This window comes from Ramlibacter sp. G4-7 (assembly GCF_057784995.1).
This window is the reverse complement of sequence record NZ_JBYNTT010000004.1, coordinates 196,345-211,879: the sequence shown is the minus strand read 5'-3', so window position 1 is coordinate 211,879 and position 15,535 is coordinate 196,345. Positions and strand designations below refer to the sequence as shown.

General features: G+C 68.1%; 13 protein-coding genes. All 13 read right to left on the bottom strand.

The features are described from left to right. Positions 1-31: 31 nt before the first annotated feature. The gene (murD, locus tag AC3EGR_RS07720) at positions 32-1,546 is read right to left on the bottom strand and encodes a UDP-N-acetylmuramoyl-L-alanine--D-glutamate ligase (protein ID WP_488545866.1); all 1,515 of its coding nucleotides are present in this window, start codon (positions 1,544-1,546) and stop codon (positions 32-34) included. Continuing rightward, a complete protein-coding gene (gene mraY / locus AC3EGR_RS07715) occupies positions 1,546-2,724 on the bottom strand; it encodes a phospho-N-acetylmuramoyl-pentapeptide-transferase (protein ID WP_488545865.1) in 1,179 nt (392 codons plus the stop codon). The genes murD and mraY overlap by 1 nt, the downstream gene beginning before the upstream one ends. Then, positions 2,714-4,090, bottom strand: coding sequence for a UDP-N-acetylmuramoyl-tripeptide--D-alanyl-D-alanine ligase (locus AC3EGR_RS07710; protein ID WP_488545967.1), 1,377 nt, complete (start codon positions 4,088-4,090; stop codon positions 2,714-2,716). The genes mraY and AC3EGR_RS07710 overlap by 11 nt, the downstream gene beginning before the upstream one ends. An 8-nt stretch (positions 4,091-4,098) precedes the next feature. Next, positions 4,099-5,562: a UDP-N-acetylmuramoyl-L-alanyl-D-glutamate--2,6-diaminopimelate ligase gene (locus tag AC3EGR_RS07705; protein ID WP_488545864.1), complete on the bottom strand. Its 1,464-nt coding sequence runs from the start codon at positions 5,560-5,562 to the stop codon at positions 4,099-4,101. After that, positions 5,562-7,298: a peptidoglycan D,D-transpeptidase FtsI family protein gene (locus AC3EGR_RS07700; RefSeq protein ID WP_488545863.1), complete on the bottom strand. Its 1,737-nt coding sequence runs from the start codon at positions 7,296-7,298 to the stop codon at positions 5,562-5,564. Before AC3EGR_RS07700 ends, AC3EGR_RS07705 begins: the two co-directional genes overlap by 1 nt. Then, complete coding sequence (gene ftsL / locus AC3EGR_RS07695) at positions 7,295-7,588, bottom strand: cell division protein FtsL (RefSeq protein WP_488545966.1); 294 nt, start codon at positions 7,586-7,588, stop codon at positions 7,295-7,297. Before ftsL ends, AC3EGR_RS07700 begins: the two co-directional genes overlap by 4 nt. Next, positions 7,588-8,499 (bottom strand): 16S rRNA (cytosine(1402)-N(4))-methyltransferase RsmH, encoded by a 912-nt coding sequence (gene rsmH / locus AC3EGR_RS07690; RefSeq protein ID WP_488545862.1) that lies wholly within the window; start codon positions 8,497-8,499, stop codon positions 7,588-7,590. The genes ftsL and rsmH overlap by 1 nt, the downstream gene beginning before the upstream one ends. Positions 8,500-8,508: 9 nt before the next feature. Then, the gene (mraZ, locus tag AC3EGR_RS07685) at positions 8,509-8,937 is read right to left on the bottom strand and encodes a division/cell wall cluster transcriptional repressor MraZ (protein ID WP_488545861.1); all 429 of its coding nucleotides are present in this window, start codon (positions 8,935-8,937) and stop codon (positions 8,509-8,511) included. A gap of 232 nt (positions 8,938-9,169) precedes the next feature. Further along, positions 9,170-10,486: an ATP-dependent protease ATPase subunit HslU gene (hslU, locus tag AC3EGR_RS07680; protein ID WP_488545860.1), complete on the bottom strand. Its 1,317-nt coding sequence runs from the start codon at positions 10,484-10,486 to the stop codon at positions 9,170-9,172. Then, a complete protein-coding gene (gene hslV, locus AC3EGR_RS07675; RefSeq protein ID WP_488545859.1) occupies positions 10,483-11,034 on the bottom strand; it encodes an ATP-dependent protease subunit HslV in 552 nt (183 codons plus the stop codon). Before hslV ends, hslU begins: the two co-directional genes overlap by 4 nt. A 134-nt stretch (positions 11,035-11,168) precedes the next feature. Further along, positions 11,169-13,097, bottom strand: a complete 1,929-nt coding sequence (locus AC3EGR_RS07670) for a type IV pilus assembly protein FimV (RefSeq protein ID WP_488545858.1) — start codon at positions 13,095-13,097, stop codon at positions 11,169-11,171. A gap of 38 nt (positions 13,098-13,135) precedes the next feature. Then, positions 13,136-14,122, bottom strand: a complete 987-nt coding sequence (gene dksA / locus AC3EGR_RS07665) for an RNA polymerase-binding protein DksA (protein WP_488545857.1) — start codon at positions 14,120-14,122, stop codon at positions 13,136-13,138. A 327-nt stretch (positions 14,123-14,449) separates the two neighbouring features. Beyond that, positions 14,450-15,490 carry a CobW family GTP-binding protein gene (locus AC3EGR_RS07660; RefSeq protein ID WP_488545856.1) on the bottom strand — a complete coding sequence of 347 codons (1,041 nt, stop codon included), beginning with the start codon at positions 15,488-15,490 and terminating at the stop codon, positions 14,450-14,452. Positions 15,491-15,535 lie beyond the last annotated feature (45 nt).

Genomic DNA, 15,535 nt, shown 5'->3' with positions numbered 1-15,535 from the left:
TTGCGCAGGCCCCCGATGACGCTGGCGAAACTCACGCCTCGCCTCCCTGCACCATCGCGCCGGCCTCGTCGGCCACGGCCTGCACCGCGGCGCGGAACACCTCGGCGCGGTGCGGGTAGTTGCGGAACATGTCGAAGCTGGCGCAGGCCGGCGACATCAGCACGGCGTCGCCGGCATGGGCACGCTGGGTCGCCAGCTTCACCGCTTCTTCCATGGTCGCCGCGTCGATCAAGGGCACGCCGGTGCCTTCCAGCACGGCGCGGATCTGCGGGCCGTCGCGGCCGATCAGCACGGCGGCGCGTGCATAGCGCGCCACGGGATCGGCCAGCGGCGCGAAGTCCTGCCCCTTGCCGTCGCCGCCCAGGATCACGACCAGCTTGCGCTCCGCGCCCAGCCCCTGCAGCGCAGCCACCGTGGCGCCCACGTTGGTGCCCTTGCTGTCGTCGAAGTACTCGACCTCGTTGACGATCGCCACCGGTTCCACCCGATGCGGCTTGCCGCGGTATTCGCGCAGCCCGTACAGCATGGGGGCGAGCTGGCAGCCCGCGGACGTCGCCAGGGCCAGGGCCGCCAGCGCGTTGATCGCGTTGTGGCGCCCCCGCACGCGCAGGGCGTCGGCGGGCATGAAGCGCTGCAGGTGCAGTTCCTCTTCGGAATCGCGCTTGCGCTTCTCGGTCTCGTCGGCTTCGTGCGCGCGCACCAGCCAGGCCATGCCGTGCACGACCTCGAGGCCGAAGTCGCCGGGGCGCCTGGGCAGGTCGCCGCCGAAGGTCACGTAGTCGCGCTGCTCGTACTTGCCGCCCTTCAGCCGCACCGGCTCCGGCAGCATCTTCATGACCAGCGGGTCTTCGCGGTTCAGGATCATCCTGGCGGTCTGGCCGAAGATGCGGGCCTTGGCGCCGGCGTAGGCTTCCATCGTGCCGTGCCAGTCCAGGTGGTCCTGGGTCACGTTCAGCACGGTGGCCGCGGTGGGCTCGAAGCCGGTGACGCCGTCGAGCTGGAAGCTGGAGAGCTCGATGACCCACACCTGCGGCAGCGCGCCGGATTCCCGCTTTTGCGCCAAGGTGTCCAGCAGGGTCGGGCCGATGTTGCCGGCCACGGCAACCGTCTTGCCGCTGCGCTCCACGAGCTGGCCGGTGAGCGATGTGACCGTGGTCTTGCCGTTGGTGCCGGTGACCGCCAGCACGGCCGGGTGGTAGCCCTCGGACTGCTTCATGGCCGCCAGCGCGTCGGCGAACAGGCCCAGCTCGCCGCGCACCGGGATGCCGCGCTCGCGCGCAGCGCCTTCCACCTCGGCGACCTGTGCGGGGGTGAGCCCGGGGCTGCGCAGCACGAGCTGCTGGCCTTCGAGCAGCGCGGCCGCGAACGGACCGGCGACGAAGCGCGCCGTCGGCACCTGCTCCTGCAGTTGCGCCAGCTGGGGCGGCGCCTCGCGCGTGTCGGCGACCGTGACCTGCGCGCCGGCCTGGGCGCACCAGCGCGCCATGGCGAGCCCGGACGCGCCGCAGCCAAGGACGAGGACGGTCTGGTCGCGCAGTTGTTCCATCACCGCAGCTTCAGCGTGGACAGGCCGACCAGGCACAGCAGCATCGTGATGATCCAGAAGCGGATCACGACCTGCGTCTCCTTCCAGCCGGTTTTCTCGAAGTGGTGGTGCAGCGGCGCCATCAGCAGGATGCGCCGGCCCTCGCCGTACTTGCGCTTGGTGTACTTGAAGTACAGCACCTGCACCATCACCGACAGCGCTTCCACCACGAAGATGCCGCCCATGATGGCCAGCACGATCTCCTGGCGCACGATGACGGCGATGGTGCCCAGCGCGCCGCCGAGCGCCAGCGCGCCGACGTCGCCCATGAACACCTGCGCGGGGTGGGCGTTGAACCACAGGAAGGCGAGGCCGGCGCCCGCCAGCGCGGCGCAGAAGATCAGCAGCTCGCCCGAACCGGGGATGTAGGGCAGCAGCAGGTACTTGGAAAACACCGAGCTGCCGGTCACGTAGCAGAAGACGCCCAGCGCCGAGCCCACCATCACCACCGGCATGATCGCCAGGCCGTCCAGGCCATCGGTGAGGTTCACCGCGTTGCTCGAGCCGACGATGACCAGGTAGGTCAGGATCATGAAGCCGAACACGCCCAGCGGGTAGTTGATCTCCTTGACGAAGGGCACCAGCAGGCCGGCGCGCGGCGGCAGGTTCATGTCGAAGCCGGAACGCACCCAGTCGAAGAACAGGCCCAGCACGCGCTCGTTCGTCGTCTCCGACACGCTGAAGGCCAGATACAGGGCGGCGACGAGGCCGATCAGCGACTGCCAGAAGTACTTCTCGCGCGAGGGCATGCCTTCCGGGTCCTTGTTGACCACCTTGCGCCAGTCGTCGACCCAGCCGACCGTGCCGAAGCCCAGCGTCACCAGCATCACGATCCAGACGAAGCGGTTGGTCCAGTCGAACCACAGGAGGGTGGAGATCGCGACGGAAATCAGGATCAGCACCCCGCCCATCGTCGGCGTGCCGCTCTTGACCAGGTGCGTCTGCATGGCGTACTCGCGCACCGGCTGGCCGATCTTGAGCGCCGCCAGGCGGCGGATCACCCACGGCCCGGCGATGATGCCGATCAGCAGCGCCGTCATGGCCGCCATCACCGCGCGGAAGGTGATGTACTGGAAGACGCGGAAGAAGCCGAACTCGTGGCCGTGGCTCTGCATCCAGGCTGCGAGGCTAACGAGCATCGGCGCCCCCCTTGGCTTGTTCTGCGTGGGCGGTGATGGCTTCCACCACCCGTTCCATCTTCATGAAGCGCGAGCCCTTGACCAGCACGCTGGACGCGGACGCCAGCGCCTGCAGCACGGCGGCATTGAGCGCTTCGACGTCGGCGAAATGGCGGCCCTTCATGCCCGCCGCCTGGTCGCCCAGCGTGAACAGCTGCTCGATCCCGCGTTCGCGCGCGTAGTCGCCGACCTCGGCGTGGAAGGCCGGGCCCTGGTTGCCCACTTCCCCCATGTCGCCCAGCACCAGCAGGCGCGGGCCGGGCAGTTCCGCCAGCACGTCGATCGCCGCACGCACCGAGTCGGGGTTCGCGTTGTAGGTGTCGTCGACCAGCGTGACGGTGCGCTGGCCCAGTGCGACGCCCAGCGCGCGCGAGCGGCCTTTGACCGGCTGGAACGCTTCCAGCCCGCGCGCCACGGCGGCCAGCGGCACACCGGCGGCCAGGGCGCAGGTCGCGGCCGCGAGCGCGTTGAACACGTTGTGGCGGCCGGCGATATGGAGTCGGAACTGCATGGGCCCGGCGGGCGACTCGGCCCGCACCTGCCAGTGTCCCTCTTGCCATTCAGACCCGGCCAGACGGAGGTCGGCGCCGCTGCCCGCGTCGCCGAAAGTCATGCAAGGGCGCGCCTCGGCCAGGGCCGTCCAGAGCATCGTGTACGCATCGCCGGCGGGGAAGACCGCGACGCCCTTGCGGGGCAGCGCGTCGAACACGCTGCCGTTCTCGCGCGCCACGGCTTCCACGGTGGCCATGAATTCCTGGTGCTCGCGCTGCGCGTTGTTCACGAGCGCCACCGTGGGTTCCGCGATCTTCGCGAGGTAGGCGATCTCGCCGGGATGGTTCATTCCGAGCTCGATCACGCCGATGCGGTGGGCCGAACGCAGGCGCAGCAAAGTCAGCGGCAAGCCGATGTCGTTGTTCAGGTTCCCTTCGGTGGCCAGGTGCGCCTGCGGATGCCAGGCCCGCAGGATGGAGGCGACCATCTGCGTGACCGTCGTCTTGCCGTTGCTGCCGGTCACCGCGATCAGCGGCAGCGTGTGGCGCTTGCGCCAGGCGTTCGCCAGCCGGCCCAGCGCCAGCTTGCTGTCCTCCACCTCGATGCCGGGCATGCCCGTGGGCAGCCGTCCGGGCTGCGCGATGGCCGCGAGCGCGCCCTTGGCCTGGGCGTCGGCGAGGAAGTCGTTGGCGTCGAAGCGCTCGCCCTTGAGCGCGACGAACAGGTCGCCCGGCTGCAGGGTGCGCGTGTCGCTGTGGACGCGCCGCACCTGCGCGTCGCCGTCGCCCACGAGCCGGCCGCCGGTCCATTCGGCGGCCTGCCGCAGGCTGAACATGGTTTCTTTCACTTTCGGTTCCTCAGCGCCTGCGCTGCATGCGCCTGGTCGGAGAAGGCGTGCTTCACGCCCGCGATCTCCTGGTAGTCTTCGTGCCCCTTGCCGGCCAGCAGGATCACGTCCTGCGCCGCCGCCGCGGCGATGCTGTCCGCGATCGCGCGGGCGCGATCGGCCTGCACCGTGGCCGCGTCCGCTTGCGCGAGGCCTTGCAGGATCTGACCGATGATGGCCTGGGGGTCTTCGCTGCGCGGGTTGTCGCTGGTGACGACCACGCAGTCCGCATTCATGCCGGCGACTTGCGCCATCAGCGGGCGCTTGCTCGCATCGCGGTCGCCGCCGCAGCCGAACACGCACCAGAGCTTGCCGCCGCGCTGCCGCGCCAGCGGCTGCAGGGCCTGCAGGCCCTTTTCCAGCGCGTCCGGCGTGTGCGCGTAGTCGACGGCCACCAGGGGCTGGCCGGGTTCGTTGATCCGCTCCATGCGGCCCGGCACGGGCAGCAGGTTGGCGCAGGCGCCCACGGCCTGCGCGAGCGGCACGCCCAGCGCGCGCATCATGCCCACCACGCCGAGCAGGTTGGAGACGTTGTATTGCCCGATCAGCTGCGTGCGCAACTCGTGGCGTTCGGCCCCTTCGGCCACGAGGAAACGCAGGCCCTGGTCCGTGTAGCCGATCTCCAGCGCCTGCAGCCGCGCCGCGCGCTCGCAGGAAACCGTCCACACGTCCAGGCGGCCCTGCAGCTTGCCTTGCAGCTCCGCGCCCTTCGCGTCGTCGACGTTGAGCACCGCCGCCTGCAGGCCGGGCCAGTCGAACAGCTGTGCCTTGGCATCCCAGTAGGCCTGCATGGACCCGTGGTAGTCCAGGTGGTCCTGCGTGAAGTTGGTGAAGGCGGCGACGCGGATGCGCGTGCCATCCAGGCGGCGCTCCACGATGCCGATCGAGGACGCCTCGATGGCGCAGGCCTTGGCGCCCTCCTGCAGGAAGCGGCGGAAGTGGCGCTGCATCAGCACCGGGTCGGGCGTGGTCAGGCCGGTGTGCTCCACGTGCGGGGGACGGCCGATGCCCAGCGTGCCGACGATGCCGCAGGAACGGCCGACGTTGGTGAGGGCCTGCGCCAGCCACCAGGCGGTGGAGGTCTTGCCGTTGGTGCCGGTCACCGCCAGGACGTCCAGGTCGTGCGAAGGCTCGCCGTAGAACAGCGCGCCGATGGGGCCGGTCGCCGCCTTGAGTCCCTCATAGGCAGCGACCGCATCGCTGGTGAATCCGTAAGCCTGGCTGCCGGCAAGCTCCACGAGGCAGGCTTTCGCCCCCTGCTGCAAGGCGCTGTTGACGAACTTGCGCCCGTCCGTGGCCGCCCCCGGCCACGCGATGAAGCCGTCGCCCGCGCCGACCTGGCGGCTGTCGCAATGCACGTCGCCGGCAACGCGCGCGCGCAGCCAGTCGGCGGCTTCCCGGGGCGTGCGCAGGACCTGCATCAGAAGGATTCCTCCACGGCCTGCACCACCACCTGGGGCTTGACGTTCATGTCGGGCTGCACGCCCAGCATGCGCAGGCTCTGCTGCACGGTGGCGCTGAACACCGGCGCGGCGACGTCGCCGCCGAAGTAGCGGCCGTTGCTCGGCTCGTCGATCATCACGGCGACGACGATGCGCGGCTTGTCGATGGGCGCAATGCCCACGAAGACGCCGCGGTACTTGTTCTGGGCGTAGCCCTTGCCTTCCTGCTTGTGCGCGGTGCCCGTCTTGCCGCCCACGGAATAGCCCATGGTCTGCGCGCGCGGCGCGGTGCCGCCGTTGAGCGTCACCAGGTGCAGCATCTGCCGCATCGTCTGCGCGGTGGCGGGGTCCAGCACGCGCACGCCGGGGGCGGGCACGTCGGTCTTCTGCAGGGTGACCGGGACGAGCTCGCCGTCGCGGGCGAACACGGTGTAGGCCCGCGCGAGCTGGAACAGGCTGGTGGACAGCCCGTAGCCGTAGCTCATGGTGGCCTGCTCGATCGGCCGCCAGGTCTTGTACGCGCGCAACTTGCCGCTGACCACGCCGGGGAACGGCACCTGCGGACGCTGGCCGAGGCCCACCTGCGTGTACAGCTCCCACATCTCGCGCGGCTGCAGCTGCATCGCCATCTTGACCGTGCCGATGTTGCTGGACTTCTGGATGACCTCGGTCACCGTCAGCACGTTGTGGCCATGCGAGTCGCTGATGGTCGAGCCGTTGATGGTCAGGCGGCCGCCGTTGGTGTTGATCGGCGTGTTGGGCGTGACCAGCCCTTTTTCCAGCGCCAGCGACACCACGAAGGGCTTCATCGTGGAGCCCGGCTCGAAGGTGTCGGTGAGCGCGCGGTTGCGCAGCTGCGCCCCGGTGAGGTTCTGCCGGTTGTTAGGGGAGTAGCTCGGGTAGTTCGCCAGCGCCAGCACCTCGCCGGTGTGCGCGTCCAGCACCACCACGCTGCCGGCCTTGGCCTTGTTCTCCAGCACCGCGTCGCGCAGCTTCTGGTACGCGAAGAACTGCACCTTGCTGTCGATCGACAGCTGCAGGTCCTTGCCGTCCACCGGCGGCACCTGCTCGCCGACGTCTTCCACGATGCGGCCCAGCCGGTCCTTGATGACGTGGCGCGAGCCGGGTCGGCCGGCCAGCTCCTTGTTGAAGGCGAGCTCCACCCCTTCCTGGCCCTTGTCTTCCACGTTGGTGAAGCCCACCACGTGCGCCGCCGCCTCGCCCTCGGGGTACTGGCGGCGGTATTCCTTGCGCAGGAACACGCCCTTGATGTCCAGCGCGGTCACCTGGCGCGCCGTCGCCTCGTCGACCTGGCGCTTGAGCCAGACGAAGGACTTCTCCGAGTCGTCCAGCTTGACCATGAGCTCGGCGAGCGGCATCTGCAACAGCCTGGCCAGCTGGGCGAGCTTGACCTTGTCGCGCTCCAGGTCCTCGGGGCTGGCCCAGACGCTGGGCACCGGCACGCTGCTGGCCAGCAGCAGGCCGTTGCGGTCCAGGATGCGGCCCCGGTTGGCGGCGAGCTCCAGGGTGCGGGCGAAGCGCACCTCGCCCTGCTTGAGGTAGAACTCGTTGCCGAAGACCTGCACCCACGCCGCGCGGCCCGCGAGCCCGAGGAAGGCGAGCGCGATGCCGGCCACGATGAACTTGCTGCGCCACACCGGCGTGCGGCTGGCCAGCAGCGGGCTGGACGAATACGCGACGACCCGCCCGCTCATTGGGCAGCCTCCACGCCGGCGGCCGTGCCCTTGAGCGTCACGTACTGCGTGATCGCGGGCGTGGCGGGCTTCATGTGCAGCTGCTCCTTGGCGAGCTTCTCCACGCGGGCAGGCGTTGCCTGGGCGCGCTTTTCGACCTGCAGGCGCTCGTGCTCGACCTCGAGCTTGCGCGCCTCGTTCTGCGCCCGCTCCACTTCGGTGTAGAGGCGGCGCGATTCGTACTGCACCTGGACGAGATACAGCGCGCTTGCGAGAAGCGACACCAGCAGCGTGAGGTTCAGGCGCAGCATCATGCAGCGGTCCTCTCGGCGACGCGCATGATGGCGCTGCGGGCGCGCGGGTTGGCGGCCACCTCGGCTTCGGTCGGCTTCACGCGCTCGATGGCCCGCAGCTTCATGGGCTTGGGCGCCGCGAAGGGCGCGCGCCGGTCCACTTCATCGCGCGAATGCTTCGCGATGAACTGCTTGACGATCCGGTCTTCCAGCGAATGGAAGCTGATGACCACCAGTCGGCCTCCCGTTTGCAGCACGTCCAGGCTGGCGCTCAGCGCCTCCTGCAGTTCTTCGAGCTCGCCGTTGACGAAAATCCGAAGAGCCTGAAATGTCCGCGTGGCAGGGTCCTGGCCGGCCTCGCGGGTGCGGACCGCACCAGCCACGAGCTGGGCCAGCTCCGAGGTCGTTGCAAGAGGGCCGCGCTCCTGTCGGCGAGCTGCAATCGCCTTTGCAACCTGAACAGCAAACCGTTCTTCGCCATAGTCACGGATGACCTCCGCCATCTGCTCGACCGATGCCGTGGCGAGCCACTCCGCGGCGCTGGTGCCCCGGGTGGTGTCCATGCGCATGTCCAGCGGGCCGTCGGAACGAAAGGAAAATCCCCGCGCCGGGTTGTCGATCTGCGGCGAGCTCACGCCCAGGTCCATCAGGATGCCGGTCACGGAGCCCGCTTCCAGCTCGTGCAGGGCGGCGAAACCCTGGTGCCGGATCTCGAAGCGTTGGTCCTCGATCGCATTGGCCACGGAGACCGCCTCCGGATCCTTGTCGAACGCGATCAGCCGGCCCTTCTCGTCCAGCCGGGAGAGCAGCGCGCGTGAGTGACCGCCGCGACCAAAGGTCGCGTCGACATAGATTCCATCCGGCTTGGTAACGAGGGCGTCGACTGCTTCGTTCAACAAGACGGTGGTGTGGTGCCATGTGGAGTCCACCGCCTTCTTTCAGAAAGAGAATTCCTTGAAGGCATCGGGCATGTCGCCTCGCATCGCCTCGGCCTCCTTGGCCTCGTAGGTCGCCTTGTCCCAGAGTTCGAAGTTGTTGCCCATGCCGAGCAGCATCACGTCCTTCTCGATGCCTGCCGCGGCACGCAGCTCGGGCGACACCAGCACGCGGCCGGTCGAATCGAGTTCGACGTCCATGGCGTTGCCCAAGAAGATTCTCTTCCACCACTGCGCGGCCATGGGGAGCTGGGCGATGCGTTCACGAAATGTTTCCCAGTCGGGCCGCGGAAAAATCATCAGGCAGCCGTGCGGGTGGCGCGTGATCGTGAGCTGGTTGTTCGCGGTCGCGGCGATGACGTCACGATGCCGGGTCGGCATGGAGAGCCGCCCCTTTGCATCGAGACTCAGCGACGACGCGCCCTGGAACACCTTGATCTGCCCTCACTGCGATGAAACGGCAAAGGGGGAGTGGTTTCCCACGATCCCCCACTTCCTGCCACTTTTTTGCACTGTATCAGGAAATCGTTGAGGCGCAACCCGTGTTGGAACTTTTTGGCAATGAAATCAAGCACTTAGAAACGAAACCGGAGGCGCGAGGCCTCCGATTTCCTTTTCAAATCCAGCACTTAGCTGGGGCACTTGATGTGTTGCACGAGCGCAGTCAAAGGATGTAGCGCGAGAGATCCTCGTTGCGGCTCAACTCGCCCAGGCGCGCATCGACGTAGCTGCCATCCACGTTCACCGTCTGGCCCCCGAGGCGGGTCGCCTCGTAGCTCACCTCGTCCAGCAGGCGCTCCATGACCGTCGAGAGACGGCGCGCGCCTATGTTCTCGGTGCGCTCGTTCACGTCGTAGGCGATCTGCGCCAGGCGCGTGATGCCCTCCGGCGTGAACTCCACCGTCACGTTCTCCGTGGCCAGCAGGGCCTGGTACTGCTTGACCAGCGACGCGTGCGTGGACGTGAGGATCGCCTCGAAGTCCTGCACCGAGAGCGAGGACAGCTCCACGCGGATCGGCAGGCGGCCCTGCAGTTCCGGGATCAGGTCGCTGGGCTTGGACAGGTGGAAGGCGCCGCTGGCGATGAACAGGATGTGGTCCGTGCGGATCGGCCCGTACTTCGTCGACACGGTCGTGCCCTCCACCAGCGGCAGCAGGTCGCGCTGCACGCCCTGGCGCGACACGTCGGGGCCGGAGCCCTCGGCGCGCGCGGCGACCTTGTCGATCTCGTCGATGAACACGATGCCGTTCTGCTCCGCGTTCTGGACGGCTGCGGCCTTGATCTCGTCCTCGTTCACCAGGGAGGCGGCCTCCTCCTCCACCAGCAGCTTCATCGCCTCGCGGATCTTGAGCTTGCGCGACTTGCGCCGCACGTTGCCGAACTGGCCGAACACGCTCTTGAGCTGCTCCGCCATGTCTTCCATGCCGGGCGGCCCCATGATCTCCAGCTGCGGCTTGGGCTCGGCGATGTCGATCTCGACGTCCTTGTCATCGAGCAGGCCTTCGCGCAGCTTCTTGCGGAACACCTGGCGCGCCGTGCTTTCGCCGCCGCCCTCCTCGCCGCGCGCCAGCGGGATCAGCACCTGCAGGATGCGTTCCTCGGCGGCGTCCTCGGCGCGCGTGCGCACCTTGCGCATCTCGGCGACGCGCGTCTGCTTGACCGCGATCTCCGCGAGGTCGCGGATGATGGAGTCCACGTCCTTGCCGACGTAGCCCACCTCGGTGAACTTGGTCGCCTCCACCTTGATGAAGGGCGCGTCCGCGAGCTTGGCCAGGCGCCGCGCGATCTCCGTCTTGCCCACGCCCGTGGGGCCGATCATGAGGATGTTCTTGGGCGTGATCTCGGAGCGCAGCTTCTCGTCCACCTGCTGGCGCCGCCAGCGGTTGCGCAGGGCGATGGCCACCGCGCGCTTGGCGTCCTTCTGGCCGACGATGTGGCGATCCAGTTCGGAGACGATTTCCTGGGGAGTCATCGAGCTCATTCGAGGACCTCGATGGTGTGGTTCATGTTCGTGTAGATGCAAAGCTGTCCCGCGATCTCGAGCGACTTCTTGACCACCTCGCGCGCGCCCATCTCGGTGTTGTCCAGGAGCGCCTTGGCCGCGGCCTGCGCGTAGCCGCCGCCGGAACCGATCGCCACGATCCCCTGTTCCGGCTCGAGCACGTCGCCGTTGCCGGTGATGATCAGCGAGGAGTCGCGGTCCGCCACGGCGAGCATGGCCTCGAGCCGGCGCAGCACGCGGTCGGTGCGCCAGTCCTTGGTCAGTTCGATGGCGGCGCGCACCAGGTGGCCCTGGTGCTTCTCCAGCTTGCCTTCGAAGCGTTCGAAGAGGGTGAAGGCGTCCGCGGTGGCGCCGGCGAAGCCGGCGATGACCTTGTCGTGGTAGAGCTTGCGCACCTTGCGCGCAGTGCCCTTGATGACGATGTTGCCCAGGGTGACCTGTCCGTCGCCGCCGATCGCTACCTGCCAGCGGCCGTCGGCGCCCTGGCGCCGCACGCTGACGATGGTCGTGCCGTGAAACTGTTCCATGGAGAATGACGGAATGACTTCGCTTCCGCGTCAATGACGAAATGATGAGATGGCGCCATTCGGCGCCTTCTCAAGTCATTTTGTCATCGAAGCCGCCGCGGGCGGCAAGGTCATGCACGGCGCCGGCCGTGCGGTCATTCGTTGCGAATGGTGATGCGCGCGTGCTCGCTGATGCCGATGACGTTGAAGAACGCCGCCACCAGCCGGTGCACGTCGGAGAACTGCACCTGCCGCCCTTCGCCCTCGCGCGCCGTCACCCAGTTGAGCAGGGTGCCGGCCGCCGTGAAGTCGATGCGCATCAGGCGGGCGCAGGAGATGATCATGATGTCGGCGTCGGCCAGCTTGGCATCGAGCAGTTCGAGCGCCTCCTTGCCGTCGCCGAGGATCTGGCCCGAAAGCTCCACGGTCGCCACGCTGGAGAGCTGCGAACTCATGCCGTGCATCTGCGAGTCGCCGAAGTTCATCACGCTGGAGACCACCGAATCGCGGAAGGCCTCGCCGATGATGGTGTTGCGGCTGGCCAGGCTGCCATCGGGCTGCAGCGACTTGTAGTCGCAGCGCGCGCTGTCCCAGGACGGCGGGGACACCTCGTAGGTCACGCAGTAGTCCAGCGCCACCAGCTCGAACTCGTCGGGGCGGTGCATCACGCGCAGGACTTCCATGCGCAGCTTCCACCACGCCGGATTCACCGAGCGGTCGCTCGAAGGCGTGGCCTCGCGCAGCACCTTCTCGATCGCGTCGGCGCCGATGAAGCGCAGCTGCACGTTCTGGCCGGCCCACTGCGTGAACAGCTTGGTGAGCGGTTCCACCGCGCCGTCCACGATGGAAGTGAGCTTGCTCCAGTTCAGCTTGTAGGGCTGGGTGGCGCGCCCGAGCGCCGCGTTCAGCGCGGCACCGGTCTGCGTGCCGAACACCGCAGGGCAGGTCCAGTCCGCCTTGTCCTGGCCCGCCGCCGCCGCGGCCTGGGCCGCCGTGGGCGTGTTCATCTTGGCGATGATCTCGGGCATCGAGAACCACTGCGGCGCCGAGCGGCCGAAACGGCTGGCGAAATCGATCGCGGCGCTCTCGAACTTCGGCTGCCAGCCGGCGGCGCGGTACAGGTCGAACAGTGTCAGCCAGGTCTCGTCGTGGTTGACGCGCGTGGCGTTCGGGGCGAGCACTTCCAGCAGCCCGGCCTCGGCGCCCTCGTTGTCGCCGTTGGCAAAGCGGATGGACGCTTCCTCCAGCTCCGGGTCGTGGGCGAACTCCTCGACCTGGATCGCGAACTGCTTGGACGGCGAGAAGGTGCTGGGTGCGGTGTTGGGCACGCTGGGCGCGCCGGCGGCGGCAACCTCACGCGCAGTGGGCTGCTGCGCATCGAAATCCAGCGGCGGCAGCTCCGCGCGGCCACCGCCGTCGGCCGGCTGCGCGCCGGGTTGCTGCTGCGCGGGGGACGGCTGCTGCGGGGCGGGTTGCTGCCGCGCGGGCAGGAGGCCCATGGCGTGCGTGGTGGCCTCGGGCAGCACGGAATCGAGCTGCGAGGCGGGCAGCATCGTCGTGGCGGCGCGCGCCGCGGCCGAGAGATCCTGCGGTGCCGTGCGCGAATAGCTGCCGGCCGCCGACGCGGACGGGGCGGGCTGCTGGCGCATCGCGTCGGGCGGCACGTGCGCGGACATCGGAAAGCCGCTGCCACCGGTGGGCATCTGCGAGTTGCCGCCATGCTTGGTCTTCCACCACTGCATGGACATCTGCGCCTCGATCTCGTCGATCTTCTTGAGCGTGGTGGCGCGATCGTCCGGCTTGGACGGCATCGAGCTCTGGAAGAACGAGGGACGCAGCCCGGGGTCCTGGCCCGCGAGCACCTCGCTGCGGCGCATCTTGCGCAGCATGTCGAACTCGCGCTTGCGCACGAAGTCGTTGCGCCGCTTGCGCTCGATCATCTCCTTGAGCATCTGCTTGGAGTACGAGCTCTCGCGATCGGCTTCGTGGCCTTCGTTCTCGTTGAAGCCGCTCGCCGGGTTGCGGACGAAGCGCACCACCCGGGACAACAGGCCACCGGGAGCGGAATCGTCTCTGTTCGACATGTGCGAGGGTCGGGAGGGTTACTGCGGCAGGCGCGGCGTCAGTCGCCGAACATCTTCTGCTTGAGCTCGCGGCGCTGCTGCGCCTCGAGCGACAGCGTCGCCGTGGGGCGCGCGAGCAGGCGGCCCACGCCGATCGGCTCGCCGGTCTCGTCGCAGTAGCCATAGTCGCCCGCGTCGATGCGCGCGATCGACTGCTCGATCTTCTTGAGCAGCTTGCGCTCGCGGTCCCGCGTGCGCAGCTCCAGCGCATGCTCTTCCTCGATCGTCGCGCGATCGGCGGGATCGGGGACGATGACCGTCTCCTCGCGCAGGTGCTCGGTGGTCTCGCCGGCGCTGTTCAGGATTTCCTGCTTCAGGTGCAGCAGCTTCAGGCGGAAGAACGCCATCTGCTTGTCGTTCATGTACTCCGTGTCCGCCATGGCCAGGACTTCTTCGTCGGTGAGCTCCTCGGCGGACTTGGTCTTCCAGTTGTTGGCCAGCTTCGGGTCCTTCTTGATGGACACGACGGGCGGGGGCGTGAGGACGGAATGGGTTGCCATGGGGGTGTAACTTGCCTTGGCAGCAGTCGGGGCCTGCGGCATTGCGTTGGCGGCGGACTGGGCACGCGGCGCGGCCGAAGCCGGACGCGTGGCCTGCACGCTCGCGGCGCGGGCCGGGGCGGGTGCGGGTGCTGCGGGTGGAGGGGACGCCTTGACGGCGGGCGCGGCTTTCGCCGGCGCGGGGCTCGCCTTGGCAGGAATCTTCTTGGCGGCCGCCACGACCGCCTTGGCGCCGGTCACGACAGCCTTGGCGACCACGCCCACGACCTTGCCGGCCGTGGTCTTGGCGGTCTTGGCCGCCTTCGGTGCCGTCTTCACGGCCTTGGCGGGGACCGCCTTGGCCGCGGGTTTCGCGGCTTTCGCCGCGGGCTTGGCCGCCTTGGCGGCTGGCTTGCTTGTCTTGGCTGGAGTTTTCGCGGGAGCCTTCTTGGCGGCTGCCTTCACGGCCTTGGCCGCCGGCTTGGCGGCCTTGGCGGGAGTCTTCACCGCTGTCTTCTTCGCAGCGGCCTTGGGCTGAGCCTTCACTTCCCGTCTCCTCGCGTCGGCGCCGGCGGCGTGCGGCGAAATATCCGCATGCCTGCCTTTCGTTTTACTGGAGTCAGCGCCGTCATGACCGCGATTTATACCCTGAGTTAAGGGCTCTGCACGACCGTGGGCCTCCTTTTCGTGGGCGCGCGCCGGCCCTGCCCCTCTGACGGGTGAGGCCGTGAGTTGCGGAAGCGAGACAAACATGTCAGGGCGCGGCGGCTGCTGGGGGGCCAGCGTAAGCCTGCCTCCCGCCCCGCGCCGCTCAGACCGCGCCGACGCGGCGCGTCAGACAAGGCACTGCTCGAGGCCCTGCAGGAAGATGTCCTTGGGAAGGTCGATGCCGATGAACACCATCTTGGACAGGCGCTGCTCGCCTTCGGCCCACTCGGGACCCAGGTCGCTTCCCATCAGCTGGTGCACGCCCTGGAAGATCACCTTGCGTTCGGTGCCCTTCATGTTCAGCACGCCCTTGTAGCGCAGCATCTTGGGCCCGTAGATGTTCACGATGGCGCCCAGGAAGTCCTCCAGCTTCATCGGGTCGAACGGGCGCTCGGAGCGGAAGACGAAGCTCTTGACGTCGTCGTCGTGGGCATGGTGATGCGGGTGGTCGCAGTGTTCACCGTGCTCGTGATCGTGATCATGAGCGTGGTGCGCGTGGTCGTGCTCTTCTTCCTTCAGGAAGTCGGGATCGATGTCGAGCTTGGAGTTGAGGTTGAAGCCGCGCAGGTCGAAGACGTCCTTGATCGGCACGTCGCCGAAGTGCACGGCCTGCTGCGGCGCCCGCGGGTTCATGTGCTTGAGCCGGTGCACCAGCGCGTCCACCTCGTCCTTGCCGACGAGGTCGGTCTTGGAGATGAAGATCTGGTCGGCGAAACCCACCTGGCGGCGTGCCTCCTGGCGCTCGTCCAGCTGCTTGTCCGCGTGCTTGGCGTCGACCAGGGTCAGGATGGAATCGAGCAGGTAGCTCTCGGCGATCTCGTCGTCCATGAAGAAGGTCTGCGCCACGGGGCCGGGATCGGCCAGGCCGGTCGTCTCGATCACGACGCGGTCGAAATCGAGCATGCCCTTGCGCTTCTTCGCGGCCAGCAGCTGCAGCGCCGAACGCAGGTCCTCGCGGATCGTGCAGCAGATGCAGCCATTGCTCATCTGCACGATCTGCTCCTGGGTTTCGTTGACCAGGATGTCGTTGTCGATGTTCTCTTCGCCGAACTCGTTCTCGATGATCGCGATCTTCTGGCCGTGCGCCTCGCTCAGCACGCGCTTGAGCAGCGTCGTCTTGCCGGAACCGAGGAAGCCGGTGAGGATGGTGGCGGGGATGAGGCTCATGTTGGGGCTTCTGGGGTGTTGCGGTCAGTTTAGCGGTTCGAACCT

Coding starts and splice junctions, on each gene's coding strand:
- AC3EGR_RS07705 (WP_488545864.1), bottom strand. CDS start 5,562: ATGCAGGTCCTGCGCACGCCCCGGGAAGCCGCCGACTGGCTGCGCGCG.
- mraY (WP_488545865.1), bottom strand. CDS start 2,724: ATGCTCGTTAGCCTCGCAGCCTGGATGCAGAGCCACGGCCACGAGTTC.
- AC3EGR_RS07710 (WP_488545967.1), bottom strand. CDS start 4,090: ATGTTCAGCCTGCGGCAGGCCGCCGAATGGACCGGCGGCCGGCTCGTG.
- hslV (WP_488545859.1), bottom strand. CDS start 11,034: ATGGAACAGTTTCACGGCACGACCATCGTCAGCGTGCGGCGCCAGGGC.
- hslU (WP_488545860.1), bottom strand. CDS start 10,486: ATGAGCTCGATGACTCCCCAGGAAATCGTCTCCGAACTGGATCGCCAC.
- murD (WP_488545866.1), bottom strand. CDS start 1,546: ATGGAACAACTGCGCGACCAGACCGTCCTCGTCCTTGGCTGCGGCGCG.
- AC3EGR_RS07660 (WP_488545856.1), bottom strand. CDS start 15,490: ATGAGCCTCATCCCCGCCACCATCCTCACCGGCTTCCTCGGTTCCGGC.
- AC3EGR_RS07700 (WP_488545863.1), bottom strand. CDS start 7,298: ATGAGCGGGCGGGTCGTCGCGTATTCGTCCAGCCCGCTGCTGGCCAGC.
- ftsL (WP_488545966.1), bottom strand. CDS start 7,588: ATGCTGCGCCTGAACCTCACGCTGCTGGTGTCGCTTCTCGCAAGCGCG.
- AC3EGR_RS07670 (WP_488545858.1), bottom strand. CDS start 13,097: ATGTCGAACAGAGACGATTCCGCTCCCGGTGGCCTGTTGTCCCGGGTG.